Source organism: Pseudoalteromonas sp. SG44-8, assembly GCF_014164125.1.
Classification (GTDB): Bacteria; Pseudomonadota; Gammaproteobacteria; order Enterobacterales; family Alteromonadaceae; genus Pseudoalteromonas; species Pseudoalteromonas rhizosphaerae.
Map to the genome: position 1 here is coordinate 46,687 of NZ_JACJEQ010000019.1, position 25,612 is coordinate 72,298.

Genomic DNA, 25,612 nt, shown 5'->3' on the forward strand with positions numbered 1-25,612 from the left:
AAACTCTATTTATAACATCAATACTTATGCTTTAATGCCCACAAATGCAGTAGCTCACTAGCAATAGTGGCTGCAGCAATCGCAGTAAGCTCACTTTGGTCGTACGAAGGTGATACTTCAACAACATCCATACCAATCATATTAATGCCTTTAAGGGCACGTAATATCTTAAGTACTTTATCTGATGTTAATCCACCACATACCGGTGTTCCAGTACCAGGGGCAAACGCCGGATCTAAGCAATCAATGTCAAAAGTGATATACACAGGTAAATCACCTACTCTCGCTTTAATCTGCTCAGCAATCGTTTGCGCCGATAAATCATTGGCGGCCATCGCATCAATCACTGCAAACTCGTGTTTGCTTTGATCAAAATCAGTACGAATACCAATTTGTATACTATGATCAACATCAATCAGCCCTTCCATCGGCGCATGGTAAAACATGGTCCCGTGGTCGTAGCGTGAGCCATTACTATAAGTATCAGTATGGGCATCAAAATGCACCAACGCCATTTTACCAAAGCGCTTAGCGTGAGCACGTAACAACGGTAAAGTTACAAAGTGATCGCCCCCTAAACCTAAAATTGCTTTACCTTGGCTTAAAATACCCGTCGCAGCTTGTTCAAGCTTAGCGGTAAAGTATTCAGCGTCACCGACAGGGTAAGTAAAATCTCCAGCATCAGCCAGTTTTAGGCGTTCGAACAATTTGAACGTCCATGGGTATTTTGTTTCTTCCCATGCTAAATGCACTGATGCACGACGAATCGCATCAGGGCCTAAACGCGCACCTGGACGTCCTGAGGTTGCCATATCAAATGGCAAACCTAACACCACAACATCAGCATTGATGTCAGTAATATTTTGTACCATTGGCTGACGTAAGAACGTCATGCCATTGGAATACAATGAGTGATCTGGATGATCAAACAAAGTGGTCATATTAAAGCTCTTCTAAATAAGTATAACCGTCTAAACCTGCTTGCAATTCATCAAGCACACTTTGCTGCTCATCTGCTGGTAATTTTGCAGCCACTAGCTGTGCGTACGATGATTGAAAACCTTCTACATCAAGATGAACATAGCGCATCATGTCAGCTACAGTGTCACCTTGGTTTATTTCTACAATGCTTGCGTCGCCTTGCTCATCCATGTGTACCATTGCACTGTGGGTGTCGCCAAATAGGTTATGCATGTCACCTAAAATTTCTTGGTATGCCCCCACTAAGAAAAAGCCCATTAAATAGGGTTTTTCAGCACTAAATGCCGGCACTGGTAAGGTACTCTCAATGCCTTGCCCATCAACGTAATGATCTAGTGCACCGTCAGAGTCACAGGTAATATCTAACAATACTGCGCGTCTTTGTGGTGCCTCAGTTAAGCCACTTAATGGCAATACCGGAAATACTTGGTCGATTCCCCACGCATCAGGCAATGACTGAAACAATGAGAAATTAACAAAAAACTTATCCGCTAAACGGGCATTAAGTTCATCTATTATCGGGCGATGAAAACGGTTTTTGTTATCCATGTGTTTATTAAGCTCATAACACACACGTAAATTTATTTGCTCAGCCCAGGCGCGTTGAGTTAAATCTAATAATCCCATCGCAAACTGGTTATGTGCTTCAGCTAAATCACCTTGGCTATCATGATATATCTCAATTAATGCACGGTCGTCTGTCAGCACATGAAGTTGCTGCCACGACAGCCACATGTTATTAAGCAATAATGGCGCGTCATCTGCTGGCGCTTGAATTTCTTCCGGCTCATAACTTTCAGTGCCAATCACATTAGAGATAAGCACTGCATGATGCGCTGTTAATGCACGCCCAGACTCAGAAATAATAGTCGGGAATGGTTGCTCGTACTGCTTACAAATATCACCAATGGTGTAGACAATATTATTTGCATACTCAGCTAAGCTATAGTTCATCGAGTTGTGAGACTGGCTCCGTGTGCCGTCGTAATCAACCGCTAAACCGCCACCGACATCTAAACATTCAATTTGTGCACCGAGTTTGCGTAGTTCACAATAAAAACGCGCCGCTTCGCTAACACCTAAACGCACATCGCGAATGTTCGCCATTTGCGAGCCTAAATGAAAATGCACCAACTGAACTAAATCAAGTTGATCAGTCTCTTTTAAACGATTAACAACATGTAATACTTGTGAAGCGGATAAACCAAATTTTGATTTTTCACCGCCGCTAGCTTGCCATTTTCCTTTACCCTGCGACGCTAAGCGCACGCGAATACCAATACGCGGTTTTACGTTCAGCTCTTTAGCTTGGCTTAGTACCATGTCCAGCTCAGACAGTTTCTCAAGTACGATGTACACTTTATGGCCTAACTTTTCGCCAATTAATGCTAAGCGCACATATTCTTTGTCTTTGTAGCCATTACACACAATCACTGCACTGGTTTTTTCAGCTAATGCCAATACTGTTAATAGCTCAGGCTTACTGCCCGCCTCTAAACCGAGTTGTTTCTTTTCTACGTTCGCTTGGCTTGCAACAATTTCTTCGACCACTTCGCGCTGTTGGTTTACTTTAATTGGATAAACAAGCAAGTAATCTTTTGGATAACCATAGCTTTCAATCGCAGTATTAAATGCAGCACATAAGCTGTGCACGCGGTGATGCAAAATTTGTGGAAAACGAACCAACGCAGGTAAACTCAAGCCTTTATCTTCAAGTTGTTTTGCAATATCAATAAGTGCGATGGTTTGCTCTGGGGCATCAGCCTTGGGCGCAACATACACATCACCTTGATCATTAATACCAAAAAAACCTTGGCTCCAATGACGAACATTGTAACTCGTGCGAGCTTGTTCTAGTGATGTTGTCTCTTTCATTTATCTTTCTCTTTTATTTGATGAATGCCTTGCGGCTGTTGCGCGCATTAAAGGAAAAATAGCTTATCAAGTCCAACAAGTATTTTTGCTCGTAACGAGTGAGTTTTAGTGTCGATAACAACGGCCCTTTTATTTGTTGGGCACTGGAGTATTTAGTATAAAAAATAGAAGGCTTAAAAGGGAATATATATATAAAAGTTAGCCGAAAACGTGACTCTCAATGATAAAAGTGGCGCTGACCAAGGCCATTTAAGCATATAAATGTCGACTTATATCCGTGTATAAGCCGTAGTTGTGTAGGAGATTAAATCGATGAAGTACTCAAAAACTAAAACACAAAGCGTAGGCAGTTTCTAGCCACTAATTAGCCTTATTGACTGAGCCCTAACTCCATAAACAAGCTATGTGGATTATCGGTATAATTACCAAAACTTGCACAGCGTTTAAAACCTAAATTTTCATACAGACTAATCGATTCAGCCTGTTTCGGGCCTGTTTCTAAGCGGATCAAAGGGATCTCTTCTTCGCCAGCATGATGCAATAAAATTTGCATTATACGCCGAGACAAGCCTTTACCACGATGACTTGGTTTGACATATAGACGGCGTATTTCACCATAAGGTACTGTGTCAAACTGTCTGACAATCGCACCACATGCAACAATACCCTCCTCGCTTTTTAAGCCAATGGCGTACACATTAGCTTGACCAAGCTCACTCACCGACAGCGATTGCGCCGTGGCTACTGGGTACAGAGAATTTATAAGCCTATCGATATCAGAAAAAACATTAATCACATCCGGATCATCAGGGGTTAAGTCGACTAACTGCATAAAAGCTCTAATTATATTTATTGTTTGATAACAAACTATACCGAATTGTTGCAAATGAACAACCCAGAACTATGGATTTTTCATTTATTTGCTGTCTTATTAGTCACGACTTTGTCGTATGTCAAAATAACAGCATTTAGCTATTTTCTAAAAAGTAGCAAACACGTCAAGATAATAGTTTGCTGTGGTGTTAAACGTTAGCGACTTTTATAAAAATACGGGTTAAAAAATAAATTAACGACTAAAGCTTTAACGCCCTGCGTCGATAAATAGCTAAGTTAACGTTAAAGGAATAACAATGAAACTCCCCAATCTTGGTCAAGCGCAGCAAATAGCTTTGCAAACGGTGTCGGCCAATCGCGCCACGGAGTTTAAAGCCGCCGCTTCTCTTGTCGAACCACAAGATCACTTTTCAACGCTCGAAGACGCAGCAATTACGCCCCTTTATGATCCATTTAAAGGCCGCAAACTTAATCAAGATTACACCCCCTCTTCTTACATTGGTATGAACCGTTATAGAGTCACCTCTAGCACCACCATTAACATAGGTGAACCGATTAAAGAACCGACCTATCGCTATGGTGACTTTACAGATCCCGATGATATAAATGCTTTTTTAGATCAAGTAGACCGGCTTGAAGGTGAACATAAATTTATGTTCCAACACCTAAAACCAACACAAGAACTACTTGATTTGGTGCAAAAAATGAGTGATGAAGAGCTTGCTGTATTTAGTCAATTTGTTGTTACAACATCTAGCTATCACTTTGGCACAGAAAACAACAACAGCAGTGCACAGTTAATTTCAGCTTTAAGCAAACTGTCAGATGATGCCTTGAGCAGTACCCTCGCAACAATGGATAAATTATTACAACAAGGGAATGATTATAAGAAGCCGGTGTCACCATTAGGTGAAAATGAGCATGGTAATGAAAGAGTCGAAATGATCAGTATGCCTGAAACCATAAACTGGTTTAAATCAAACTATAAGGCTAACAGTGCAAAATATGAATTGGCAAATGATTACACCAATTTATTAATAGAAAAAAACCTCAGCGAAGATCAACTTATGCAGTTAAATGACCACTTATCTGACAGTACGCTTACACAAAGCAGTGGTATCATCGACATGATTAGCTTAGTTAAAAACCACCAAACGGATGATGTATTGGCAATGCTCAATGAAGTTGATAAAGACCGTGAACCTAACTTATTTAGTTACCTTGCACAGCAAACTAATTATCAAGCCAATAAGCAGTATTACCAAATGGATAATGGTAAGTTTGTTGCACAGCAAGATAATATTAGCTCTGACTCTAATAGACGTGAGCTTTATAGCAATATCTTAAACGCCTATAACGACATTGGCATGGGCTGGATAAACGATACGCTAGAGCAATTTACAGGGAGTCCCGCACAGATCCAAAACGAATTATGGCAAACACTACTTGATGATAAGGAAAAAATGCCAGAGCAGTTTACTCGCTCAGATTCGGTTGAGGCATGGGCAATAAATAATATTGATCGGATAGAAGGTGCATTTCACGTAAAACAAATGAATAAAATTTATGATTATAATAGCGAGCGACTAGTTCCTAATTTAATCGCCAAACTCAGTTTTTTTAGTAGTGGTAATATTCACAGTTCAGCTGATAATAAAGAGCCCAAAACTGACTAATTCTAAATCAATCAACTGTAGTCAAAGAACTTGCGATGCTCTGCTCCGGCTAAGTTGGCATTCACCTTATTAGGGTGTTTATACTCACGCCAGTTTGCCACATTACGGCCAACATTTAATTTCGCAAAGTCAGTATCGCCCTCAGGCGACATTCCCAAAAACTGTTTTAGCTTCAACAGGCCGCCAGGTTCGCTTACATCAAGCGATAAAAAATCATCACGGTCTTTAAAATAATGAAACACTGCGTGTTGATGTTTAGTATAGCAATCTGCTAACTCGCGCTCACTCAACGGGTAAATAGAGGGAAACGTTTGATGAAAGCTGCGCTTTAGAACCGGACTAAAGTGCCCTGTTTTAAGATCAAGATGTGGCGCCATTTTTTCAAGCAGCATCGTGATGGATGGCAACCATGCTTTTAGGTCTCGGTTTAAATAAATAAACTTAGCACCAGGAAATAACCCATCTAAATGCATATAGTCACTAAAACACGGTGCGTCAGATATAGCATCAGCCATTTCAAACGCTTTTTTAGTAAACGCGGTATGCGCAACCAACAAGCCCATTTCTAACAACGCAACACTGATGCTCGTGGTGCCGGTTCGAGGTAGACCGATAATAAATATCTTAGGCATCTAACGTCACTCATTTTTAAAAGGCCGCTAGTATATACCAAGCGTGTTAGAATTCAGACATTGATACAGACTATTCATCCATAAAATAAAATTTCATTTGTCTTTACTAAATAAATATAATTGTAGGATGGGAATGAGGTCTATTATTAATTTAGTAACTGCATCGTATGTTTGATTTAATAGTACCCAACCATCTGTGCCCATAATTTCAATTGATATTATAGTTAGTGCATTAACATTTAAAGTATCCCATAAACCTGAAATACGAAAAATCCCAAACTCGGTATCTATACGAGTAATGTTAAATGATTCCAAAATACTCTCTTTTATAAAAGCATTAAAATCAGAAAATGACATTTCCTGAATGTTTTACTTACAAGGCGAGCATAGCTGAGTCATTATTCTGATTCAATTAGTTAATACATCATTGCTAACTGTTGTTCTTAGTTCTCAATTAACCTCCTTAACTGTCGCACTTCTCTTGAAAAGCTTCAAATATTAAACACTTTGTTACGCAAAAATACTGTTCAAAATATCTGAGCAATTTATACTGTGGGCAATGTTGGTATGATTTGAGGTTTTAACGTGCAGTTTACGCAAGGTATGGAGTATTTTTTTTCTGGCTTTAAATTGATCACTCAAAAAGGCCTCAAACGTTTTGTATTTATTCCTTTATTAATCAATATTGTGCTGTTTGGTAGCTCGTTATTCTTTTTATATGGCTGGCTTACCGATGGATTTGCTTATTTAAATGATCTATTACCAACATGGTTAAGTTGGCTGGAGTGGCTGATGTGGCCTATTGCAGTATTAGTGATTTTATTTAGCTACAGTATGCTGTTTTCGGTGATCACTAATTTCATTGCCGCGCCCTTTAATGGCTTACTCAGTGAAAAAGTAGAGCTGTATTTAACCGGGCAAAAAATTAATGATGATGGCTTAGCGGAGATAGTGAAAGATGTGCCACGAATGCTTGGCCGTGAGTGGACTAAGTTGTGCTATTACCTACCACGTGCCATTGGCTTTTTTATCTTGCTATGGATATTACCTGTTATCGGCCAAGTGTTATGGGTGATGTTTACCTGTTGGATGTATGCAGTGCAATACAAAGATTATCCGTTTGATAATCACAAAATTTGCTTTAAAGAAATGAAAGAAGACTTAAAACAAAAACAAACTCTCTCGTATGGATTCGGCTTAGCAGTATTGTTGCTTACAGCCATTCCTATCGTGAATTTAATTGTTATGCCTGTCGCTGTGTGCGGCGCAACTCGCTTGTGGGTTGATCAATACCGCCCTAACTACCGCGAATAAAAAGCTCAGAGGGGACGACAATATAAGCCATTATTAAGTCCCCTATTTGCAGCACTTTTTACACTAAAACTTGCCGTGTATTAGCAATGAAATGATGCACTTCGCGCTCAATTTTAGGATCAACTGGCTGCTCTGGAGCGCGATCATTTGGGCATGGCATCCTTGGAGTTGTGCCAAACAAACGACAAATTAATGGCCGTTCATCATATACAGTGCATCCCTTTGGACCTAAGTGTACACAATTAAATTCATTTAATGCCGCTTCGTGCTCTGCATCGCTTTTTACCGGTAATCGCGACATTTCTTCAGATGATGTTGTCACTGGACCGCAGCAATCATGGCAACCTTCAACACATTCAAACGATGGAATGTTAGCGCGTAATCGCAAGATTACTTTTTGGTTTTTGTACATTTATATTTACCTTTTATTATGCTGTGCATTCATGCCGCAACTTAACTAATTCTCCATAACCCCTATATTACGCGTTATGTGCAGTAACTTGCAATGCTATGTTAGTGTAGACTTACGCCATAACGTAAAAAGCACAGCTAATGCTGTGCTTTTATATATCTAAACTTTACAAGCTTATTAACTATATAGACTTTGTGGCACTTTCGTGACGTTCAAATGAACAGTTACTTCTTCCCTATCGTGATAAAGATGCTTAGCTTGTAATTCATAGCTTATACCGTATTTATTAAGCTCTTCTTTGATCATCGTTAAGCACTCATAAACACTGTCAAAGCGCTTTTTCATTGGCAGCTTTAAGTTAAAGATAAGTTCTTTCGCGTATGCGTTGACCGCCCAATCAATCATAAGACTGGTTACTTTGGTTGGTTTTTCTACCATATCGCATACTAACCAAGTAATATTTCTTTTCTCAGGGCGGTATTTAAAACCATCAACACGAAAGTGCTTAACTTGACCTGTTTGCATTAAATCATCATTCATTGGGCCGTTATCAATGGCGCTAACAAACATACCGCGACGCACTAGTTGATACGTCCAACCACCTGGGCAGGCACCTAAGTCAACACTGCGCATACCGGCTTGAACTCGCGCTTCACGATCTTTTTCCGCAATAAACACATTAAACGCTTCATCCAGTTTTAAGGTCGAGCGACTCGGTGCATCACTTGGCATTCTTAGTCGTAATATTCCCATAAAAAATGGGGAATTATTATAACTATATGAATGACCAACAAACGCGGTGTTATTAGTTAAAAACATGATGTGCATTACGGGGCGATTGGCTTTAGGTTCGCGTAACACGGTGTTTTGTTTCTCTAAAGCCTTTTTAAGTGGGGTAGAGATTTTTTTGCAGAAAGTTAACAGCTCCTTGCCTTCATTGGTATCGGGTGTTTCTACCCGTAGCTCTGAGCAAAGTGGAAAATCGACCGCTGCTTTTACTATTTCGCCAACACGGTCTTCGACGGGCATGTTTTCAAGTAAAGTGCCGGCAAACCACTGACGGGCAAATACCATATTTTTGAAATCAACCTTTTTGATGATTTCATCACTATGCTGCGCTTCAAAACATTCGTAAATAACATAGCCGGTATTTGGCTTTGCTTTTACATACCCAGCAAAACCTTGCTCTGCGGCATGAAATGTTATTTCTGCAGCGGCATCATTTTCAAAACCACTACGGCAGTAAATCACTACACTTGACATAAAAACCCTTTAATTGCTCTTTTGAGCGATATTCTCTATTAAAATTTAAACCGTGCTACTTGCACTAATAAAATAGTCCAACCAATAATAAAACATAAACCACCAACGGGTGTGATGGGGCCAAGCCACTTATAACCGGTGATTGCTAATAAATATAAACTGCCACTAAACAACAAAATACCAGCAATAATAAACCAACCAGCCGATGTGAGGTTAATTCCCCATTTTATTAAAATGGCAATCGCAATTAACGCAAGGCCATGCACCATCTGATACTCTGCCGCAGTTTTAAATACGCCAATAGCATATTCAGAAACACGGCTTTTTAAACCATGAGCCGCAAAGGCGCCCAACACCACTGATAGCATGCAAAATAAACTGCCAGTCATTAAAAATAGTTTAATCATGATTTTTTTCCTGCTAAAGATGCCTTTAAATATGCTGTTTAATAAAACTAGCCGCGTGCTCAGCGGCAGTTTGCACATTACCTAACTCTGTAAAGCCACTGCGTTTGCGTGGTTTTAAGGAATGATCGCCATCAGCTAGCCACACAAACTCTGGGCGTTTATCCAGTTGTAGCTGTGTTAATTCGTCACGGGTACCAAATGTATCGCGCTCGCCTTGGAGCACCATAAACGGGCATGGTATTTTACCAAAATGATCAATGCGTAATTTATCAGCCTTGCCTGGTGGATGAAATGGATAGCCAAATGCCAATACGCCTGAAATTGTTGGCATTGTTACTCGCTCTTCACTGACAAGCATTGATGCCATCCGCCCGCCCATTGACTTGCCACCAATAAATAACGGTAAGCTTGGCTGTACAAAGGTTAATATATGCTCAAAGTATTGCAGTAATTTAGGCGCACGATCTGGCGGGCGACGCTTATTGGTTTGCTTGGCTATTTGCATATATTCAAAGTCAAATAAGCCAACATCAATACCTTGCTCTGCCAGCAAGCTTGCCATTTTCTGCATAAATTCTGAATCACTAGCGGCTCCAGCACCATGGGCAAAAATAAATTGTGCCAAAGCGGGTTGTTGGTCACTTTTAATCCATTCGATAGTCATATTAATACTCTTGCTCTTGTTCGACTAAACTCAGCATCCACTGCTTAAACGATACTATTTTGCCTAATTCAGATTGCGTTTCACGACTTACTAAATAGTACGCATTTTTACTTTCTAAACTGTGGTTAAACGGAATAACTAAACGTCCTGCATCAATATCAGGTTTAGCAAGCACACTGTTACCAATAGCAACGCCTTGACCATGCACAGCTGCTTGCAGCACCATTGATGAGTGACTGAATATTGGTCCTTGGTTTACTTGCACATTACGTACACCGGCGGTTTTCATCCACGTTTTCCAGTTCTTACGGGTGGTATCATGTAATAAAGTATGGTTTGCCAAATCACTAGGCTGATCCAGCGGCTTTGGCCCTGTTAATAGCATAGGGCTACACAAAGGCACTAGGTATTCTGTATGCAGTTTATGCGTTTGCACGCCACTCCAATGACCACGGCCATAATAAATAGCCACATCAACATCATCGGTGAGTGAGTTTTCGTCTTGATCTTGGGCTTTTATTCGTACATCTATCTCAGGGTGCAGTTCGTTAAATAAGCTCAAGCGTGGCACTAACCATTGAATAGCAAAGCTGGGCGTTAAACTCACGGTTAATGAGCCTTTTGCACCACGGGCTAATAGCTTTTCGGTAGCATCAATTAGCTGAGTAAATATTTCTTTAATATCTAAAAAGTAACCTTGGCCTTCTTCGGTGAGTAATAAAGAACGGTTTTTTCGCAAAAATAGTTTTAAGCCAAGATGCTCTTCTAAAGTTTTTATTTGATGACTTACCGCCGCCTGTGTGACGTATAACTCTTCAGCCGCTTTAGTAAAACTCAAATGCCGAGCAGCAGCTTCAAATGCTTTTAATGCGTTTAGTGGCGGAACACGTCGAGACATAGTGATCAAACTTAGAATTAGTTTTTCTTATGGATAAGATTATATACACATGCCAAGGAAGTGTATATTCAAGACATAAAAAAAGCGACTTTCGTCGCTTTTCTTATCACGCTTTGCGATTACAAGTCGCTGGCGCTGGTATCCAATGGGCCAAAGCTTTTAACTAAATCATCCACGGCTTTCATTTGACTTAAATAGCCTTCCAACTTACTTAATGCAAGTGCACATGGGCCATCACATTTCGCTTCATTAGGATTAGGGTGCACTTCAATAAATAAACCCGCTAACCCTAATGCCATGCCGCTACGAGCAAGCTCTGCCGCTTGTGCACGACGACCATCGGCAGAATCACTGCGCCCACCTGGACGTTGTAAAGCATGAGTGGCATCAAAAATAACCGGAGCCATTGGTTTCATGTCATCCATACCCAGCATATCAACGACTAAGTTATTATAACCAAAGCTTGAGCCACGCTCGCACAATACAACATTGTTATTACCCGCTTCATTAAATTTAGTAATGATGTGGCGCATTTCGTGCGGGGCTAAAAATTGTGGCTTTTTAACATTAATAATTGCGCCCGTTTTCGCCATTGCGACCACTAAATCTGTTTGGCGCGCCAAAAATGCTGGTAATTGGATCACATCAACCACTTCTGCCACAGACGCTGCTTGATGCGGCTCATGGACGTCAGTGATCAAAGGAACATTAAACGTTTTTTTAATTTCTTCAAAAATCCTTAAGCCTTCTTCCATGCCAGGACCACGGTATGAATTAATTGATGAACGGTTTGCTTTATCAAATGACGCTTTAAACACATAAGGAATATTAAGCTTAGTGGTCACTTCTACATAATGCTCGGCGATACGCATTGCTAAATCACGAGACTCAAGTACATTCATGCCACCGAACAATACAAACGGTTTTTCGTTTGCCAGTTCAATATCATTAATTTTAATTAAATGGTTGTTCATTTTTATTCCTTAAGGTGCAACTGCTTGCATCATTAAACCACAAATATATGCCATATACGTGCCTACGCCATAGCCCAGAACGGCTAATAATACCCCAACTGGCGCAAGCGATGGGTGAAATGCCGAAGCAACCACAGGTGCCGATGCCGCACCGCCCACATTCGCTTGTGAGCCAACGGCCATATAAAATAGCGGCGCTTTAATTATTTTTGCCACAATTAACATTAAACTGGCGTGGGTAAGCATCCAAATTAAGCCAATGACGAAATACATAGGCGATTCAAATATAGCCGTAATATTCATATGAAGGCCAATTGATGCCACTAAAATATACAAAAAGCTGGAGGCTACTTTAGATGCGCCAAAGGCTTCAATATGACGTACTTTAGTAAACGACAATGCAATACCTATGGTCGTCGAAATAACAATTAACCAAAAGAACTTGCTGTTTAAGCTATATTCTTGTGCCCATGGAAAATTAGCGCCAAAGTAAGGTCCTAAAAAGTCTGCACAAAAATGCGCAAGACCGGTAATACCAAATGCAATTGCAATGATCAGCATATAATCATTGAGTGTTGGCAGACGTGCGTGCTCGGCTTGGTATTTTTCAACGCGATTTTTTAACTCTTCAATCGCGCTAGTATCCGCGCCTGTTTTCGCATCAATGGCTTTATGGTTGGCAGCCATTAACAGTAATACTGCCATCCATAAATTAGCGACAATCACATCTACCGTAACCATTGCTGAGAATATATCTCCGCCAACTTCAAACATTTCTTTCATCGATGCTTGGTTTGCACCACCACCAATCCAGCTTCCAGCAATCGTGGTCATGCCACGCCATACTGCATCAGGGCCATGACCACCGACTGCTTCTGGATACACTGCGCTCATGATCAAAATGGCCAACGGGCCGCCGATCACAATACCCGCAGTACCGGTTAAAAACATAATTAATGCTTTCGGACCAAGATTAATAATGGCACGTAAATCAATACTAATGGTCAGTAAAATTAAGCACGCCGGAAGCAAGTAACGTGATGCTACAAAGTACACATTAGATGAATGACCATCAACAATGCCAAAAGTATTCAATAGTGAAGGTAAAAAATAGCACAGTAATAATGCTGGGACATATTTGTAAAACTTTTTCAGTGCGCTATTTTGACTGTTCGATGTTTTAAAAATAAAGCCTAATATTACTGCTAATAAACCAAAGACAACCGCGTCATTGGTGATCAGGGCAGTATGGGCGTCAGCCATGTAAATTCCTTAAAAGTTAATGGTGAGTTTTGTGATTATCTTCGAGTTCTTCAAGTTGATGCTGAATAATATCAATTGCAGGATCATCTGGACACTCATCGATAAAAAATTGTAAGTCGTCACGTGCCATTTTCGGACAATCAAGCTGGTTAAGTAAATAGCCTCTGTCGCGTCTTTCGTACGGATCATCGCCTATTAGCTCCATCAGCATCTCAACACAGCTCAAAGCATGACCAAATTTATTACTGCTAATAAAGGCCCACTTTTGTTGTGCTAGATAAAGCTTATACACTTCTTCGTCAAAAATGAGCTCAAGCGGCTCTTGCTCATCACCATTTTCTTCACTGGCGTTTTCAGGAATAATATACCAACTTTGTTGACCTGAACTCGGCTCAAGTAAATAACCTTCCTCATCGCTAATAGCAACATGGACATTTATTTCACTATTATTAATCGTTACATTTGCATCAAAACCTGCATGGTTCAGCAAATGGCATAATAAAATACCCAGTGTTGTTTCAGAACCACTGCGCATACTCAGCATATAGCTAAAACTATTTAAGGTGTATTCTGGGACTTTTAAACTGGATACGCTAAATAACCACTGAGTAAAAAACATGTCAACCAACGCATCAAACCGTTCGTGAATATCAGGGTATTGTTGGCATAGTTCGGTGACTTGATTTTCAAAGTCGCTCAGTGTGGCAAAGCTATCACTTAAATCAGCTTGAGGATCCCACTTCGCTTCAGCGCTTATACAACGATACAACGCTTGGGGAACGAATGTGTCAAAAGCCTCATCTTGATAGGATTCATTTTGATCTTCAAACCAAGGGGTGGTCATTAATACGGCAACATCTTTAATAGAAAATGAATGACTAGTTTACCTATTTTTTTACACAGATACCAACGTAGCGCGCTAGATTAACGTTCAAAGACTGTTTAGTGCAGCCTTTGAACACGTTGAGTTACAAAATAAACGCTGTTTTGGCAACCGCCAGCTTACCAATGAAGGCAATGACCGCAGTCGTAACAACTAAAAACACAATTTTTATACTGGTTTTTTGCTGTTTACTGGCAATAATACCCAGTACAATGTACGCCACTACAAGAATAATCTTTTCAAGCAGCCAGGTTTGTTCTAGTGGATTAATTTTTGCAATTGCCATCAGCGCGAAAGCTGAAATAAGTAAAAACGTATCGGTTGCGTGACTACCAATAAATACCAATTTATTTTTAGCGATTGCACCACTGCCGAGGCGAGAAAATGAACGTACATAAAATAGAACAATGCTTAAAACTGCAATTGCCATGTGTGTGTGTTTGACTGCTAAATAATCCATATGCCCCTAACTACTCATTAATGTTAAAAAAGAAATTGTACCAATGTTATTAAACATACTCATTCTAATGCGTTAAATAACTCACCAGTTCAATGCACTGGGTATTATTTTTTAATCTGGAAAACGCGTTAAAATTTCTTCAAGCTCCGCTAGGTTGTCGTTAAATGCATCGACCAGTTTAGGCTCAAAGTGTTTGCCTTTTTGCTGATTGATTTCATTAACGACATCATCAAGCGTCCACGCTTCTTTGTAACAGCGTTTATGGCGCAGCGCATCGTACACATCTGCAAGCGCCACTATACGGCCAAAGATATGAATGTCTTGTCCTTGCCTTCCTTGTGGGTAACCTGAACCATCCCATTTTTCATGGTGATCACGTGCAATTTGAGCACCCGCATTAACGATTTCTCGACGAGAGCCTTGTAAGATAAGGTAACCTTTTTGAGTGTGCGTTTTCATGATTTCCCACTCTTCGCAGGTCAATTTACCCGGCTTATTTAAAATAGCGTCAGGAATACCGACCTTACCAACATCATGAAGTGGCGACGCTAAACGAACTAAGTCAGCCTCACGTTTCGATAAACCATACGCCAGTGCTAAAGTATTACATATATGCGAAACCCGCTTAACATGATTACCTGTTTCGGTTGAACGCTGCTCCAGAGCTTCACTTAAACGAAGCACTAACTCTTGCTGAGTAGCTTCGACCTCGGATTGTAATTGCACATTCTCATACGCTAACTGTACATTTTGCGAAAATATTTCAATCAAATGGCGCTGTGTATCCGATAAGTCGTGTGGAATACCAGATATAAAAAGCATTGAATTATGATTATGTTCGCTGCAACAGTATGCAAACAAATAATTGTCTTTATAAACAATGTTTTTATCTCTAAATGCTTGCTTACATGCTGATAGCTGCTCGGTATTCAAGACCTCTTCAATTGCTTTACCTTCGCTGCGTTCAAAATCGCCTCGCCCAGAAAATACCACTAATTTATGCTGATTATCTTGTGGATTACCTGCCACTAAACTGGTGGCGTACATTGCTTGATCAACGGTGCCGAGCAACGATGTTAATTGTTGCATCACCCCTTCAATAAAATGATCAAGTGAGTGCGCTGAAAAAATATCTCGAGATGCTTTAATGATTTTTTCAAGCCCTTGACGAGATTGTTCAATCGATAAAATATCGCGATAAGAACGTAAGCTCGACATCACTACAGTAAATAGTTTTTGTGCGGTAAGTTCTGTTTTTGATTTGTAGTCATTGATATCGTAATTAACAATAACTTGGCGCTCTGGCGCTTGGCCGGGTTGACCAGTACGAAGGATAATACGGATATGATTATTTTTAGCGACTTCACGAATATATTGCGCGACTTTCAAGCCTGCATCGTCGGTTTCCATCACCACATCAAGCAGTACTATTGCAGCATCGGGATTATTATCTATCTGTACTTTAGCCTCAGCCCCTGAGTATGCACTAATAAACTCTAAACGCTTGTCTTGAAACTCAAAATCACTTAATGCCAGTTTCGTGACGGCATGAACCTCAGGCTCATCATCAACAATGATGACTTTCCATGTCCCCTTAACTACATCACTTTCTACTTCTTGTGGTTCATCCGAAAACAAAAAATCATCCATCATACTGAGTCCTCAAAGCGTTTATTTTGCTCTCGCACTGTAATTGTTATAGTTATCCCGGCCACTGTGCGAGCGTTACACGATCGTTATTTGCTAAATCTTTAACTGTAAGTATATTTGTATACGCCATTTGTGCAAAAAAACTATGCACTTTAGTACTTTGTTGATATCCATGCTCAATAACAAGGTAACCATTTGACGTTAAAAAATTGCGTGCTTGAGTAATAATATACTTGATATCAGCCATACCGTCATCATCGGCAACTAACGCAGAAAGTGGTTCAAAACGTACGTCACCTTGATTTAAGTGAATATCATCATATTCGATATACGGCGGATTACTAACTATTAGATCAAACTTTTGTGCTGTAACTTGGCTAAACCAATCACTTTGCACAAAGTCTACATTAATAAAGCCTAACCGCTGCTTATTTGTATTCGCAAGCGCTACAGCATCAGTAACCCTATCAACCCCTGTGATTTGCCAAAGTGGCATTTCGCTGGCAAGTGCAAGCGCAATTGCACCAGTCCCAGTGCCTAAATCAAGCACTTTAGCGGCCACAGGTAAAGGTAAACTGAGCGTATATTCAACCAGTGTTTCGGTATCTGGACGGGGGATCAGCGTAGTGGGATTAACCTGCAGTGGCAAACTCCAAAATTCACGCGTGCCCGTTATATGAGCCACTGGCTCACCTGTTAAGCGACGTTGACAATAACTTTCGAATAGCTGTTGTTGTTGCGGTGTTAACTTTTGTTCTGGCCAGCTAAATAAGTAGCTACGTGGTTTTTGTAATACGTCGAGCAATAATACTTGAGCGTCTAATTTGGCACTATCGCTGCTACTTTGCAGCAGCAAAGTAGCACGCGAAACAGCACTTTCAATCGTGTCGGTCACGATTACTCATCACCCATAGCGGCTAGTAAATCAGCCTGATGCTCTTGCATTAGCGGCTCAATCACACAACCTAAGTCGCCGGCAACTACCTCATTTAAACGGTATAAAGTGAGATTGATACGGTGATCTGTAATACGTCCTTGCGGATAGTTATAAGTACGAATACGTTCCGAACGGTCACCGCTACCGACTAAGTTACGACGCTCTGATGCTTCAGCCGCGTGGCGTTTTTCATCTTCCGCTTGTTGTAAACGTGCAGCAAGCACTGACATCGCTTTCGCGCGATTTTTATGCTGTGAACGTTCATCTTGACACTCAACCACTACACCTGTTGGTAAGTGGGTAATACGAATTGCCGAGTCAGTTTTATTAACGTGCTGACCACCGGCACCTGAGGCACGGAACGTATCAACTTTAATATCAGCGGTATTAATTTGAATCGCTTCAGCTTCTGGCACTTCAGCCATTACCGCAACAGTACACGCAGAGGTATGTACTCGTCCTTGCGATTCAGTTTCTGGCACACGTTGTACCCTGTGAGCACCAGATTCAAACTTCAATTGCCCATACACGCCTTCACCACTAATGTTAGCAATGACTTCTTTGTAACCACCGTGCTCACCTTCATTGGTGCTCACAATCTCTACTTTCCATTTTTTAGTTTCAGCATAACGGGTATACATACGGAATAAATCACCAGCAAAAATGGCCGCTTCATCGCCTCCCGTGCCGGCACGTACTTCTAAAAACACATTATTATTGTCGCGCGGATCTTTTGGTAGCATCAACACTTGTATTTGATCTTCGATAGCAAGGATTTGCGCTTTGGCTTCTTTGTATTCTTCTTGCGCCATCTCACGCATATCAGGATCCGAATCCTTTAGCATTTCTTCTGCTGTAGCAACATCATCTTGTGTTTGCTGATAGCCTAAAAATGCTTTAACAATTTCTTCCAACTCAGAATATTCTTTTGAAAGCGCACGAAAACGATTTTGGTCGCTAATAACTGACGGATCACTTAGCAGCGCTTGTACTTCTTCATAACGCTCTACTAAGGTTTCTAACTTACGATAAACGGACTCTTTCATGTAACTGCTATTCCTGATCAATACCTAACATTTTCTTTAATTGGCTTAACTGAGCAACTTCACCTTTTTTAGCCGCATCTTGAATTGCACGGGTAGGCGCGTGCATTAGGCGGTTGGTTAACTTGTTGGCCAGCTCTAAAATAATTTTTTCTGCGTCTTTACCGGTATTTAATTGGCTTATTGCCTTATCAACCAGCTCAGACTTAATATCGTGTACATCTTGGCGATAAGAACGGATCAGATCGACAGAGTCGAGTGAACGCATCCACATCACAAATTCCGCACAGCGCTGGGTAATAATCACTTGCGCTTCATCGGCGGCTTGTTCTCTTGAAGCGATATTTTCGCTTACTATTGCCTGTAAGTCATCAACCGAATACAAATAGGCCGCATCTAATTCACCAACTTGGCTTTCAATATCGCGCGGTACTGCAATATCAATAAATAACATTGGCTTATTACGGCGTTGTTTTAGCGCTTGTTCAACTACCCCTTTACCAATAATTGGCAAAGTACTTGCTGTCGAACTGATCACTATATCCGCCTGATGTAAGCGTTCAGGTAACTGCGCTAACGCAATAACGTCGGCATTAACATCTTCTGCCAGTAGGCGTGCACGCTCTATGGTGCGATTCGCCACGGTGATCTGTTGTGGTTCATTTTGATATAGATGTTTCGCTACCAGCTCAATTGTTTCCCCGGCACCAATTAATAGCACTTTGGTTTTATCTAACTTGCCATATATATGTTTAGCTAAATTAACCGCAGCATAAGCAACAGACACCGCACTGGCGCCTATATCGGTTTCCGTTCTTACTTGTTTTGCTACCGAAAAGGTTTTTTGAAATAACCGGTCAAATACCACACTCACCGAATTGTGATTTTTGGCGCTATTATAAGCTTGCTTTATTTGACCAAGAATTTGCGGTTCACCTAGCACCAGAGAATCTAGGCCACATGACACACGCATTAAATGATTGATAGCATCATTATCTTGATGACAATATACATTACTGCTCAGTTCGTATTCATCCAAACCGTGGAAACTAGCTAACCATTGCAACAGTATTTGGGAATTTTGCTGAGCGAGGCTACAATAGATTTCTGTTCGGTTACATGTGGACACAATAACCGCTTCATTAAACTGATCGTGATCGCTCAGTTGCTGTAATGCTTCTGACAATTGCTCAGGCGAAAAGGCAACCTTTTCGCGTAATTCTACAGATGCGGTTTTATGATTAATACCAAGTGCTACTATGGTCATATGTGCCAAATATTGCTAAGCCGTGCTCGAAAGACGATAATTTTACCAAAAATCAGCGGAATATGGAAAGTAAGGAACGACATTTGATTCGACTATATTTGATTTTACTCATATTTTTTTTATTTTTAAGTGGTTGTGCGCAGCAAATTAGCCCTCAAACAGCTCTTTATGACGATTGGAAGTCGCAATTATCACAACAAACCAATTGGCAAGTTGAAGGAAAACTGGCTTTTATTAGTCCAGATGAACGCCAATCAGCAAACTTAAATTGGCAACAACAAGAACAGTTAAACCAACTTATTTTAACGAGTTTTATCGGTACCCGTGTTTTAGCATTAACACAAAATACTAACGGCGCTGAACTTGAATACGATGATCACATTTACCATGACATTAATGCATCGCGCCTGCTTGCTAGGCTCACTGGTTTTAATATACCGATGGACAGCGCCGATAATTGGTTAAAAGGCACTGTTGACGATCCAAGTTTGCAAGTTGATGAACTAGGCCGAGCAAAAAATGTAACTTGGCACGCACCCGATGGCGATCAATGGCAAATAAGCTATGCTGATTACCAACAATACGCCGGATTTTGGTTACCTAAAAAGCTCACGTTAAAACACCAAGATATTAAAATAAAAATTCAACTTTACGAGTGGCACTTTAACTAACATGACTACGCACACTATGACTTCATTTTCGTTATTGGCTCCTGCCAAACTCAATTTATTTTTACACATTAATGGCCGTCGTGAAGATGGCTATCATGAACTGGAAACCTTATTTACTTTTTTAAATTATGGCGATCAACTCACATTTACTTTGACTGAAACAACTGAAATTGAAGTCACTGGTGACACCACCGATATCCCCCTAAAAGATAATTTGATCTATAAAGCGGCCGTTTTATTACAAAAACACACAAATTCCCTTTTTGGCGCAAAAATAAATTTAACTAAAATATTACCAATGGGAGGCGGCGTTGGTGGTGGTTCTTCAGATGCGGCCAGTACACTTTTAGCGCTTAATAAATTATGGCAATGCCAGTTATCACTATCTGAATTAGCAGCGCTTGGCGTGCAGTTAGGCGCAGATGTGCCGGTGTTCATTAACGGCAAAAGCGCCCTAGCTCAAGGCATTGGCGAGAAGTTAGTGAATGTAGAGCTGCCGTCAAAATGGTATTGTGTAGTGCATCCAAGTGAACATGTCAGCACCGCGAAAATTTTTACTCACCCAGATTTAAAACGCAATACACCGAAGCTAAAAGGCCACTGGCAGCAACAAACATTAGCCAACGATTGCGAGCCTTTAGTTAAAAAGCTCTGCCCTGAGGTTGAAAAGACCCTCCAGTGGTTGCTAAAATACGCTCCGTCGAAGATGACTGGCACAGGTTCATGCTGTTTTGTTGAATTTGCCACGCAAAAAGAAGCGCAACATGTTCTTGAAAATCTCCCCCATAACTGGGACGGTTTTATTGCCAGCAGCGTTAATATCTCTCCTGCTCATACGCAGTTGGACGCTATACATTGAAGCAATGAAGTAACGTACAAGTAAATAAAGTTTAAGTTAATAAGCTATACTTTTTTTATCGCTTATTAGTCCAAAAATTCAGTGCCTGAGGAACCCTACCGTGCCTGACATGAAGCTCTTCGCTGGTAACGCAACACCTGAGTTAGCTCAAAAAGTTGCAAAACGTTTATATATTGAAGTTGGCGATGCTGTTGTTGGCCGTTTTAGCGACGGTGAGATCAGTGTTCAAATTAATGAAAATGTTCGTGGCTCGGATGTTTTTATTGTGCAATCAACCTGTGCCCCTACTAACGATAACTTGATGGAGCTTATTGTAATGGTTGATGCCTTACGTCGTGCATCTGCAGGTCGTATAACAGCCGTCATTCCTTATTTTGGTTATGCACGTCAAGATCGCCGCGTGCGCTCTGCTCGCGTACCAATCACAGCAAAAGTTGTTGCCGATTTCTTATCAAGTGTAGGTGTTGACCGAGTTCTAACGGTTGATTTACACGCTGAGCAAATCCAAGGCTTCTTTGATGTACCAGTTGATAATGTGTTCGGTAGCCCAGTGCTACTTGAAGATATGAAAGAGCGTCAATTTGATGATGTTGTTGTTGTATCACCTGATATCGGCGGTGTAGTTCGTGCCCGTGCTATTGCTAAGTTATTAAACGATACCGATCTTGCCATTATTGATAAGCGTCGCCCACAAGCGAATGTTTCTCAAGTAATGCACATTATTGGTGACGTTGAAGGCCGTGACTGTATCATCGTTGATGATATGATCGATACTGGCGGTACCTTATGTAAAGCAGCTGAAGCACTTAAAGAACACGGTGCTAAGCGAGTATTCGCTTACGCTACTCACCCTGTACTTTCTGGCCAAGCATTAGAAAACATTCGTAACTCAGTAATTGATGAAGTGATTGTAACTGACTCAATTCCACTGTCTGCTGAATTAAAAGCAATTGATAAAATTAAAGTGTTAACACTTGCAGACATGCTAGCTGAAACAATTCGCCGTATCAGCAATGAAGAATCTATTTCAGCGATGTTCGAACACTAAACTTGGTTTAGTTAAAATATCCTGATGTAATAAAGCGCCTCGTTGGCGCTTTTTTTATGTATCGTGTTTCTTTTAATTAGTCGCGGTGGTATGATAGCGCGCCTTTTGGCTAGGGACCTTGGTCGCAAAGGCCCTACACTATTTAATTATTGGAGACATCATGTCTAACGAAACATATACATTTAATGCAGAATTACGCACAGCTACGGGTACAGGTGCGAGCCGCCGCCTACGTCGTGAAGATAAAATCCCTGCGATCCTTTACGGTGCTGACAAAGAAGCTGCATCACTTACTTTTGAACACAAAGATATTATCAAAGCACAAGAAAGTGAAGGTTTTTACACTCACATCCTTACTCTTGATATCGCTGGTGAAAAAGTTGAAGCTATCCTTAAAGATATCCAACGTCACCCGTTCAAGCCTAAAATCACTCACCTTGATTTCCAACGTGTAGATGCTACTCACAAACTTAACACTAAAGTACCAGTTCACTTCATCGGTGAAGAAGCGGTAACTAAAGCGGGTAACACTGTAGTTCACCAATTAACAGAAATCGAAATCACGTGTCTTCCTAAGTCACTTCCTGAATTCGTAGAAGTTGACGTAGCTGGCCTAGTTGCTGGTGACTCAATACACATATCTGACGTTAAACTTCCAGCAGGTGTTTCATCTGTTGATTTAGCGAAAGGTGCTGATCACGACCAGTCTATCGTAACTATCAAAGCTAACAAAGCTGCGCCAGTTGAAGACGAAGCTGCAGAATAAATTTTAAGGTTTGCACCTTGAATTCTATTCAAATGCTTGTGGGCCTGGCTAATCCAGGCCCCGAATACGCAAACACACGCCACAATGCAGGTGCTTGGTTCATCGAGCAACTCGCTGCACGCTACAACTGTACGCTAAAACACGATCCTAAGTATCACGGCCTTACCGGCAAAGTGATCATCCAAGGTCAAGAATTCAAATTACTGATCCCTACTACTTATATGAATTTAAGTGGTAAAGCTGTCGGTAGTTTAGCCAACTTTTTCAAAATTCCTGTTGAGAGCATTCTAGTTGCCCATGACGAAATGGATTTAGAACCCGGTGTTGCCAAATTAAAAAAAGGTGGCGGACACGGTGGCCATAATGGTTTAAAAGACATTATTGCAAAGATGGCAAATCAAAAAGATTTCATGCGTTTGCGCGTTGGCATAGGTCATCCAGGACACCGTGAAATGGTGACCGGATGGGTGCTTGGAAAAGCAGCCAAAGAAGACCAAGAGAAAATGGATGCCGCAGTAGATGAAGCAGTTCGTTGTATGGAAATACTTGCAAAAGACGGTGTGTTAAAAGCACAAAACAGACTACATTCGTTTAAGCCATAATTGGTTAAGCGGATCTAAACAAGGTATCTTAACTATGGGTTTCAAATGTGGCATCGTCGGTTTGCCTAATGTTGGTAAATCAACACTTTTCAATGCATTAACCAAAGCGGGTATTGAAGCCGCTAACTTTCCTTTTTGTACCATCGAGCCAAATACGGGCGTGGTACCGGTGCCAGATCCTCGTCTAGACGAACTTGCAAAGATTGTAAAGCCACAACGTATTCTTACAACGAGTATGGAATTTGTGGATATTGCGGGTCTTGTAAAAGGCGCATCGAAAGGGGAAGGTCTTGGTAACCAGTTTTTAGCTAACATTCGTGAAACCGATGCAATTGGCCACGTAGTGCGCTGCTTTGAAGATGACAACATCATTCACGTTGCAGGTACCATTGATCCTGCTGATGATATTGATGTGATCAACACCGAGTTAGTACTTGCTGATATGGATAGCGCTGAAAAAGCCCTTTTCCGTAACGCGAAAAAAGCCAAAGGTGGCGATAAAGACGCAAAAGAACAAAATGCCGTACTTGAAAAAGTAAAAGTACACCTTGATGAAGGCTTAACTTTACGTTCTTTAGCATTAACTAAAGAAGAAAAAGCGGCTATTAGCTCTGTTAACTTCTTAACAATCAAACCAACTATGTACATTGCTAACGTAGCTGAAGATGGTTTTGAAAATAACCCATATCTTGACCGTGTACGCGAAATTGCTGCTGCTGAAGATGCTGTTGTTGTGCCTGTATGTGCCGCGATTGAATCTGAGCTTTCGGAACTAGATGAAGAAGATAAACTTGAGTTTATGGCCGATCTTGGTCTGGATGAGCCAGGTTTGAATCTAGTGATCCGTGGTGGTTATGAGTTACTTCATTTACAAACCTACTTTACTGCAGGTGTAAAAGAAGTACGTGCATGGACAATCCCAGTAGGTGCAACTGCGCCACAAGCTGCAGGTAAAATCCACACTGACTTTGAGCGTGGCTTTATCCGTGCACAGACCATCGCTTTTGATGACTACATCGCCTATAAAGGTGAAAGTGGTGCAAAAGAAGCAGGTAAGATGCGCCAAGAAGGCAAAGAATACATAGTTAAAGATGGCGACGTAATGAACTTCTTGTTCAATGTTTAACACCATCCCAGTGTGACCTATCACCTTTAGTGATTTTTAAAGGCTCGTTTTTACGAGCCTTTTTTATTTCTGCACTATCATTAAATATCAGCTGTTGTGAATAAGTCACAATAAAGCAGTTAAAAAAACACCATTTTTATTAAAATTTAGCCTGTTAGCCTATTTTTCCCGCAAACAAACCAAGATACGTGTTTTTTTGCAAAAAAGGTGTTGACGGATTTGGGTCATATCAGCATAATACGCCCCGCACTCAGCGATGAAGTGCTAACAAAAAAGATGGCTAAGTAGCTCAGCTGGTTAGAGCACATCACTCATAATGATGGGGTCACAGGTTCAAATCCCGTCTTAGCCACCATTATTTTTTGTTGCTCAATGAAGAGTTTAAAATAACTACCTAGTGTTTTATTACACAACGTATGCGGGAGTGGCGGAATTGGTAGACGCGCTGGATTTAGGTTCCAGTATCTTAGGATGTGAGAGTTCAAGTCTCTCCTTCCGCACCATATTCTTGATAAGAATTAAAATTATCAATTGTTATTGTTGGGATATCGCCAAGCGGTAAGGCACCAGGTTTTGATCCTGGCATTCCCAGGTTCAAATCCTGGTATCCCAGCCAACAATGGCTAAGTAGCTCAGCTGGTTAGAGCACATCACTCATAATGATGGGGTCACAGGTTCAAATCCCGTCTTAGCCACCATTTCTTTTGAAATGGCTCTGTAGGAGTATAAACTACACTCAATAAAGAGTTTAAAATAACTACCTAGTGTTTTATTACACAAAGTATGCAGGAGTAGCGGAATTAACAGTTGTCTTGAATTAGGCGCTGGATTTAGGTTCTAATACATTGTTACCTGTATGTTCGATGCGGGAGTGGCGGAATTGGTAGACGCGCTGGATTTAGGTTCCAGTATCTTAGGATGTGAGAGTTCAAGTCTCTCCTTCCGCACCATGTTCTTGATAAGAACTAAAACTATCAATTGATTCTTTGTTGGGATATCGCCAAGCGGTAAGGCACCAGGTTTTGATCCTGGCATTCCCAGGTTCAAATCCTGGTATCCCAGCCAACTTCTTCTACCAAAGAATGTTGTTAAAGAATAACTCTAGCT

26 protein-coding genes and 6 tRNA genes are annotated in these 25,612 nt (G+C 40.8%); 14 read left to right on the forward strand and 18 right to left on the reverse strand.

The annotated features are described in order from the left end of the window. Positions 1 to 17: 17 nt before the first annotated feature. The 3 genes from speB to H5163_RS14635 all read right to left on the reverse strand — a co-directional run bounded on the left by speB (position 18) and on the right by H5163_RS14635 (position 3,688). Complete coding sequence (gene speB / locus H5163_RS14625) at positions 18 to 941, reverse strand: agmatinase (RefSeq protein ID WP_145240669.1); 924 nt, start codon at positions 939 to 941, stop codon at positions 18 to 20. A gap of 1 nt (position 942) precedes the next feature. Then, complete coding sequence (gene speA / locus H5163_RS14630; protein WP_145240667.1) at positions 943 to 2,856, reverse strand: biosynthetic arginine decarboxylase; 1,914 nt, start codon at positions 2,854 to 2,856, stop codon at positions 943 to 945. A 370-nt stretch (positions 2,857 to 3,226) separates the two neighbouring features. Then, a complete protein-coding gene (locus H5163_RS14635; RefSeq protein WP_145240665.1) occupies positions 3,227 to 3,688 on the reverse strand; it encodes an N-acetyltransferase in 462 nt (153 codons plus the stop codon). Between the two features lie 298 nt (positions 3,689 to 3,986). Here H5163_RS14635 and H5163_RS14640 point away from each other — a divergent pair, with 298 nt between their 5' ends. Continuing rightward, positions 3,987 to 5,366 carry a hypothetical protein gene (locus H5163_RS14640; protein WP_182735434.1) on the forward strand — a complete coding sequence of 460 codons (1,380 nt, stop codon included), beginning with the start codon at positions 3,987 to 3,989 and terminating at the stop codon, positions 5,364 to 5,366. Between the two features lie 11 nt (positions 5,367 to 5,377). On the opposite strand, the gene H5163_RS14645 is transcribed toward H5163_RS14640, so the two are convergent. Both H5163_RS14645 and H5163_RS14650 read right to left on the reverse strand, forming a co-directional pair. After that, entirely contained in the window at positions 5,378 to 5,998 is a 621-nt protein-coding gene (locus tag H5163_RS14645; protein ID WP_182735435.1) for a sulfotransferase, read from the reverse strand. Positions 5,999 to 6,091: 93 nt separating this feature from the next. Next, the gene (locus H5163_RS14650; protein ID WP_259399827.1) at positions 6,092 to 6,355 is read right to left on the reverse strand and encodes a hypothetical protein; all 264 of its coding nucleotides are present in this window, start codon (positions 6,353 to 6,355) and stop codon (positions 6,092 to 6,094) included. A gap of 246 nt (positions 6,356 to 6,601) precedes the next feature. Between H5163_RS14650 and cysZ the strand changes: the two genes are divergently transcribed. Further along, the gene (cysZ, locus tag H5163_RS14655; protein WP_220493073.1) at positions 6,602 to 7,312 is read left to right on the forward strand and encodes a sulfate transporter CysZ; all 711 of its coding nucleotides are present in this window, start codon (positions 6,602 to 6,604) and stop codon (positions 7,310 to 7,312) included. A gap of 58 nt (positions 7,313 to 7,370) precedes the next feature. Here cysZ and H5163_RS14660 read toward each other — a convergent pair whose 3' ends face one another. The 13 genes from H5163_RS14660 to hemA form a co-directional block, all read right to left on the reverse strand. Beyond that, positions 7,371 to 7,724 carry a YkgJ family cysteine cluster protein gene (locus H5163_RS14660; protein ID WP_145240659.1) on the reverse strand — a complete coding sequence of 118 codons (354 nt, stop codon included), beginning with the start codon at positions 7,722 to 7,724 and terminating at the stop codon, positions 7,371 to 7,373. Between the two features lie 177 nt (positions 7,725 to 7,901). Beyond that, the gene (gene rlmM, locus H5163_RS14665) at positions 7,902 to 8,987 is read right to left on the reverse strand and encodes a 23S rRNA (cytidine(2498)-2'-O)-methyltransferase RlmM (RefSeq protein WP_145240657.1); all 1,086 of its coding nucleotides are present in this window, start codon (positions 8,985 to 8,987) and stop codon (positions 7,902 to 7,904) included. Positions 8,988 to 9,025: 38 nt separating this feature from the next. Continuing rightward, entirely contained in the window at positions 9,026 to 9,394 is a 369-nt protein-coding gene (locus tag H5163_RS14670; protein ID WP_179959144.1) for a DUF423 domain-containing protein, read from the reverse strand. A 25-nt stretch (positions 9,395 to 9,419) separates the two neighbouring features. Then, positions 9,420 to 10,058 (reverse strand): alpha/beta family hydrolase, encoded by a 639-nt coding sequence (locus H5163_RS14675; RefSeq protein ID WP_182732427.1) that lies wholly within the window; start codon positions 10,056 to 10,058, stop codon positions 9,420 to 9,422. Position 10,059: 1 nt separating this feature from the next. After that, the gene (locus H5163_RS14680; RefSeq protein WP_145240653.1) at positions 10,060 to 10,956 is read right to left on the reverse strand and encodes a transcriptional regulator GcvA; all 897 of its coding nucleotides are present in this window, start codon (positions 10,954 to 10,956) and stop codon (positions 10,060 to 10,062) included. Between the two features lie 119 nt (positions 10,957 to 11,075). After that, positions 11,076 to 11,930 carry a 3-deoxy-8-phosphooctulonate synthase gene (gene kdsA, locus H5163_RS14685; RefSeq protein ID WP_182735436.1) on the reverse strand — a complete coding sequence of 285 codons (855 nt, stop codon included), beginning with the start codon at positions 11,928 to 11,930 and terminating at the stop codon, positions 11,076 to 11,078. Positions 11,931 to 11,939: 9 nt separating this feature from the next. Beyond that, the gene (locus tag H5163_RS14690; RefSeq protein WP_145240649.1) at positions 11,940 to 13,193 is read right to left on the reverse strand and encodes a DUF819 domain-containing protein; all 1,254 of its coding nucleotides are present in this window, start codon (positions 13,191 to 13,193) and stop codon (positions 11,940 to 11,942) included. A 16-nt stretch (positions 13,194 to 13,209) separates the two neighbouring features. Next, positions 13,210 to 14,037, reverse strand: a complete 828-nt coding sequence (locus H5163_RS14695; RefSeq protein ID WP_145240647.1) for a tetratricopeptide repeat protein — start codon at positions 14,035 to 14,037, stop codon at positions 13,210 to 13,212. 124 nt (positions 14,038 to 14,161) lie between these two features. Then, entirely contained in the window at positions 14,162 to 14,536 is a 375-nt protein-coding gene (locus H5163_RS14700; RefSeq protein WP_145240645.1) for a SirB2 family protein, read from the reverse strand. A 111-nt stretch (positions 14,537 to 14,647) separates the two neighbouring features. Continuing rightward, complete coding sequence (locus H5163_RS14705) at positions 14,648 to 16,189, reverse strand: response regulator (RefSeq protein WP_182735437.1); 1,542 nt, start codon at positions 16,187 to 16,189, stop codon at positions 14,648 to 14,650. Between the two features lie 49 nt (positions 16,190 to 16,238). Next, positions 16,239 to 17,081, reverse strand: coding sequence for a peptide chain release factor N(5)-glutamine methyltransferase (gene prmC / locus H5163_RS14710; protein ID WP_145240643.1), 843 nt, complete (start codon positions 17,079 to 17,081; stop codon positions 16,239 to 16,241). Positions 17,082 to 17,083: 2 nt separating this feature from the next. After that, on the reverse strand, positions 17,084 to 18,169 hold the full coding sequence (gene prfA, locus H5163_RS14715) for a peptide chain release factor 1 (RefSeq protein WP_145240641.1): 1,086 nt from the start codon (positions 18,167 to 18,169) through the stop codon (positions 17,084 to 17,086). A 7-nt stretch (positions 18,170 to 18,176) separates the two neighbouring features. Further along, positions 18,177 to 19,433, reverse strand: coding sequence for a glutamyl-tRNA reductase (gene hemA / locus H5163_RS14720; RefSeq protein WP_182719176.1), 1,257 nt, complete (start codon positions 19,431 to 19,433; stop codon positions 18,177 to 18,179). Between the two features lie 83 nt (positions 19,434 to 19,516). On the opposite strand from hemA, the gene lolB reads away from it, so the two are divergent. From lolB to H5163_RS14780, 12 genes are all read left to right on the forward strand, one after another. Continuing rightward, positions 19,517 to 20,104, forward strand: coding sequence for a lipoprotein insertase outer membrane protein LolB (gene lolB / locus H5163_RS14725; RefSeq protein WP_149980714.1), 588 nt, complete (start codon positions 19,517 to 19,519; stop codon positions 20,102 to 20,104). A 1-nt stretch (position 20,105) separates the two neighbouring features. Then, on the forward strand, positions 20,106 to 20,963 hold the full coding sequence (gene ispE, locus H5163_RS14730; RefSeq protein ID WP_257325560.1) for a 4-(cytidine 5'-diphospho)-2-C-methyl-D-erythritol kinase: 858 nt from the start codon (positions 20,106 to 20,108) through the stop codon (positions 20,961 to 20,963). Between the two features lie 100 nt (positions 20,964 to 21,063). Continuing rightward, positions 21,064 to 22,011, forward strand: a complete 948-nt coding sequence (locus H5163_RS14735; protein ID WP_145240635.1) for a ribose-phosphate pyrophosphokinase — start codon at positions 21,064 to 21,066, stop codon at positions 22,009 to 22,011. 160 nt (positions 22,012 to 22,171) lie between these two features. Beyond that, entirely contained in the window at positions 22,172 to 22,777 is a 606-nt protein-coding gene (locus H5163_RS14740; RefSeq protein WP_145240633.1) for a 50S ribosomal protein L25/general stress protein Ctc, read from the forward strand. Positions 22,778 to 22,794: 17 nt separating this feature from the next. Further along, positions 22,795 to 23,379 carry an aminoacyl-tRNA hydrolase gene (gene pth / locus H5163_RS14745; protein WP_145240631.1) on the forward strand — a complete coding sequence of 195 codons (585 nt, stop codon included), beginning with the start codon at positions 22,795 to 22,797 and terminating at the stop codon, positions 23,377 to 23,379. Positions 23,380 to 23,413: 34 nt separating this feature from the next. Continuing rightward, positions 23,414 to 24,505: a redox-regulated ATPase YchF gene (gene ychF / locus H5163_RS14750; protein WP_145240629.1), complete on the forward strand. Its 1,092-nt coding sequence runs from the start codon at positions 23,414 to 23,416 to the stop codon at positions 24,503 to 24,505. A gap of 278 nt (positions 24,506 to 24,783) precedes the next feature. After that, positions 24,784 to 24,860 (forward strand) — tRNA-Met (locus H5163_RS14755). A 63-nt stretch (positions 24,861 to 24,923) separates the two neighbouring features. Beyond that, positions 24,924 to 25,008: transfer RNA gene (locus H5163_RS14760), tRNA-Leu, on the forward strand. A 38-nt stretch (positions 25,009 to 25,046) separates the two neighbouring features. After that, a tRNA-Gln gene (locus H5163_RS14765) sits at positions 25,047 to 25,121 on the forward strand. Between the two features lie 5 nt (positions 25,122 to 25,126). Then, a tRNA-Met gene (locus H5163_RS14770) sits at positions 25,127 to 25,203 on the forward strand. Positions 25,204 to 25,370: 167 nt separating this feature from the next. Beyond that, positions 25,371 to 25,455: transfer RNA gene (locus tag H5163_RS14775), tRNA-Leu, on the forward strand. A gap of 40 nt (positions 25,456 to 25,495) precedes the next feature. Next, a tRNA-Gln gene (locus H5163_RS14780) sits at positions 25,496 to 25,570 on the forward strand. Positions 25,571 to 25,612: the final 42 nt, after the last annotated feature.

Coding starts and splice junctions, on each gene's coding strand:
- H5163_RS14645 (WP_182735435.1), bottom strand. CDS start 5,998: ATGCCTAAGATATTTATTATCGGTCTACCTCGAACCGGCACCACGAGC.
- H5163_RS14705 (WP_182735437.1), bottom strand. CDS start 16,189: ATGATGGATGATTTTTTGTTTTCGGATGAACCACAAGAAGTAGAAAGT.
- ychF (WP_145240629.1), top strand. CDS start 23,414: ATGGGTTTCAAATGTGGCATCGTCGGTTTGCCTAATGTTGGTAAATCA.
- hemA (WP_182719176.1), bottom strand. CDS start 19,433: ATGACCATAGTAGCACTTGGTATTAATCATAAAACCGCATCTGTAGAA.
- H5163_RS14740 (WP_145240633.1), top strand. CDS start 22,172: ATGTCTAACGAAACATATACATTTAATGCAGAATTACGCACAGCTACG.
- H5163_RS14660 (WP_145240659.1), bottom strand. CDS start 7,724: ATGTACAAAAACCAAAAAGTAATCTTGCGATTACGCGCTAACATTCCA.
- kdsA (WP_182735436.1), bottom strand. CDS start 11,930: ATGAACAACCATTTAATTAAAATTAATGATATTGAACTGGCAAACGAA.
- H5163_RS14650 (WP_259399827.1), bottom strand. CDS start 6,355: ATGTCATTTTCTGATTTTAATGCTTTTATAAAAGAGAGTATTTTGGAA.
- H5163_RS14670 (WP_179959144.1), bottom strand. CDS start 9,394: ATGATTAAACTATTTTTAATGACTGGCAGTTTATTTTGCATGCTATCA.
- cysZ (WP_220493073.1), top strand. CDS start 6,602: ATGGAGTATTTTTTTTCTGGCTTTAAATTGATCACTCAAAAAGGCCTC.
- rlmM (WP_145240657.1), bottom strand. CDS start 8,987: ATGTCAAGTGTAGTGATTTACTGCCGTAGTGGTTTTGAAAATGATGCC.
- speB (WP_145240669.1), bottom strand. CDS start 941: ATGACCACTTTGTTTGATCATCCAGATCACTCATTGTATTCCAATGGC.
- H5163_RS14695 (WP_145240647.1), bottom strand. CDS start 14,037: ATGACCACCCCTTGGTTTGAAGATCAAAATGAATCCTATCAAGATGAG.
- H5163_RS14690 (WP_145240649.1), bottom strand. CDS start 13,193: ATGGCTGACGCCCATACTGCCCTGATCACCAATGACGCGGTTGTCTTT.
- H5163_RS14700 (WP_145240645.1), bottom strand. CDS start 14,536: ATGGATTATTTAGCAGTCAAACACACACACATGGCAATTGCAGTTTTA.
- H5163_RS14680 (WP_145240653.1), bottom strand. CDS start 10,956: ATGTCTCGACGTGTTCCGCCACTAAACGCATTAAAAGCATTTGAAGCT.
- H5163_RS14675 (WP_182732427.1), bottom strand. CDS start 10,058: ATGACTATCGAATGGATTAAAAGTGACCAACAACCCGCTTTGGCACAA.
- ispE (WP_257325560.1), top strand. CDS start 20,106: ATGACTACGCACACTATGACTTCATTTTCGTTATTGGCTCCTGCCAAA.
- speA (WP_145240667.1), bottom strand. CDS start 2,856: ATGAAAGAGACAACATCACTAGAACAAGCTCGCACGAGTTACAATGTT.
- prfA (WP_145240641.1), bottom strand. CDS start 18,169: ATGAAAGAGTCCGTTTATCGTAAGTTAGAAACCTTAGTAGAGCGTTAT.
- H5163_RS14640 (WP_182735434.1), top strand. CDS start 3,987: ATGAAACTCCCCAATCTTGGTCAAGCGCAGCAAATAGCTTTGCAAACG.
- H5163_RS14635 (WP_145240665.1), bottom strand. CDS start 3,688: ATGCAGTTAGTCGACTTAACCCCTGATGATCCGGATGTGATTAATGTT.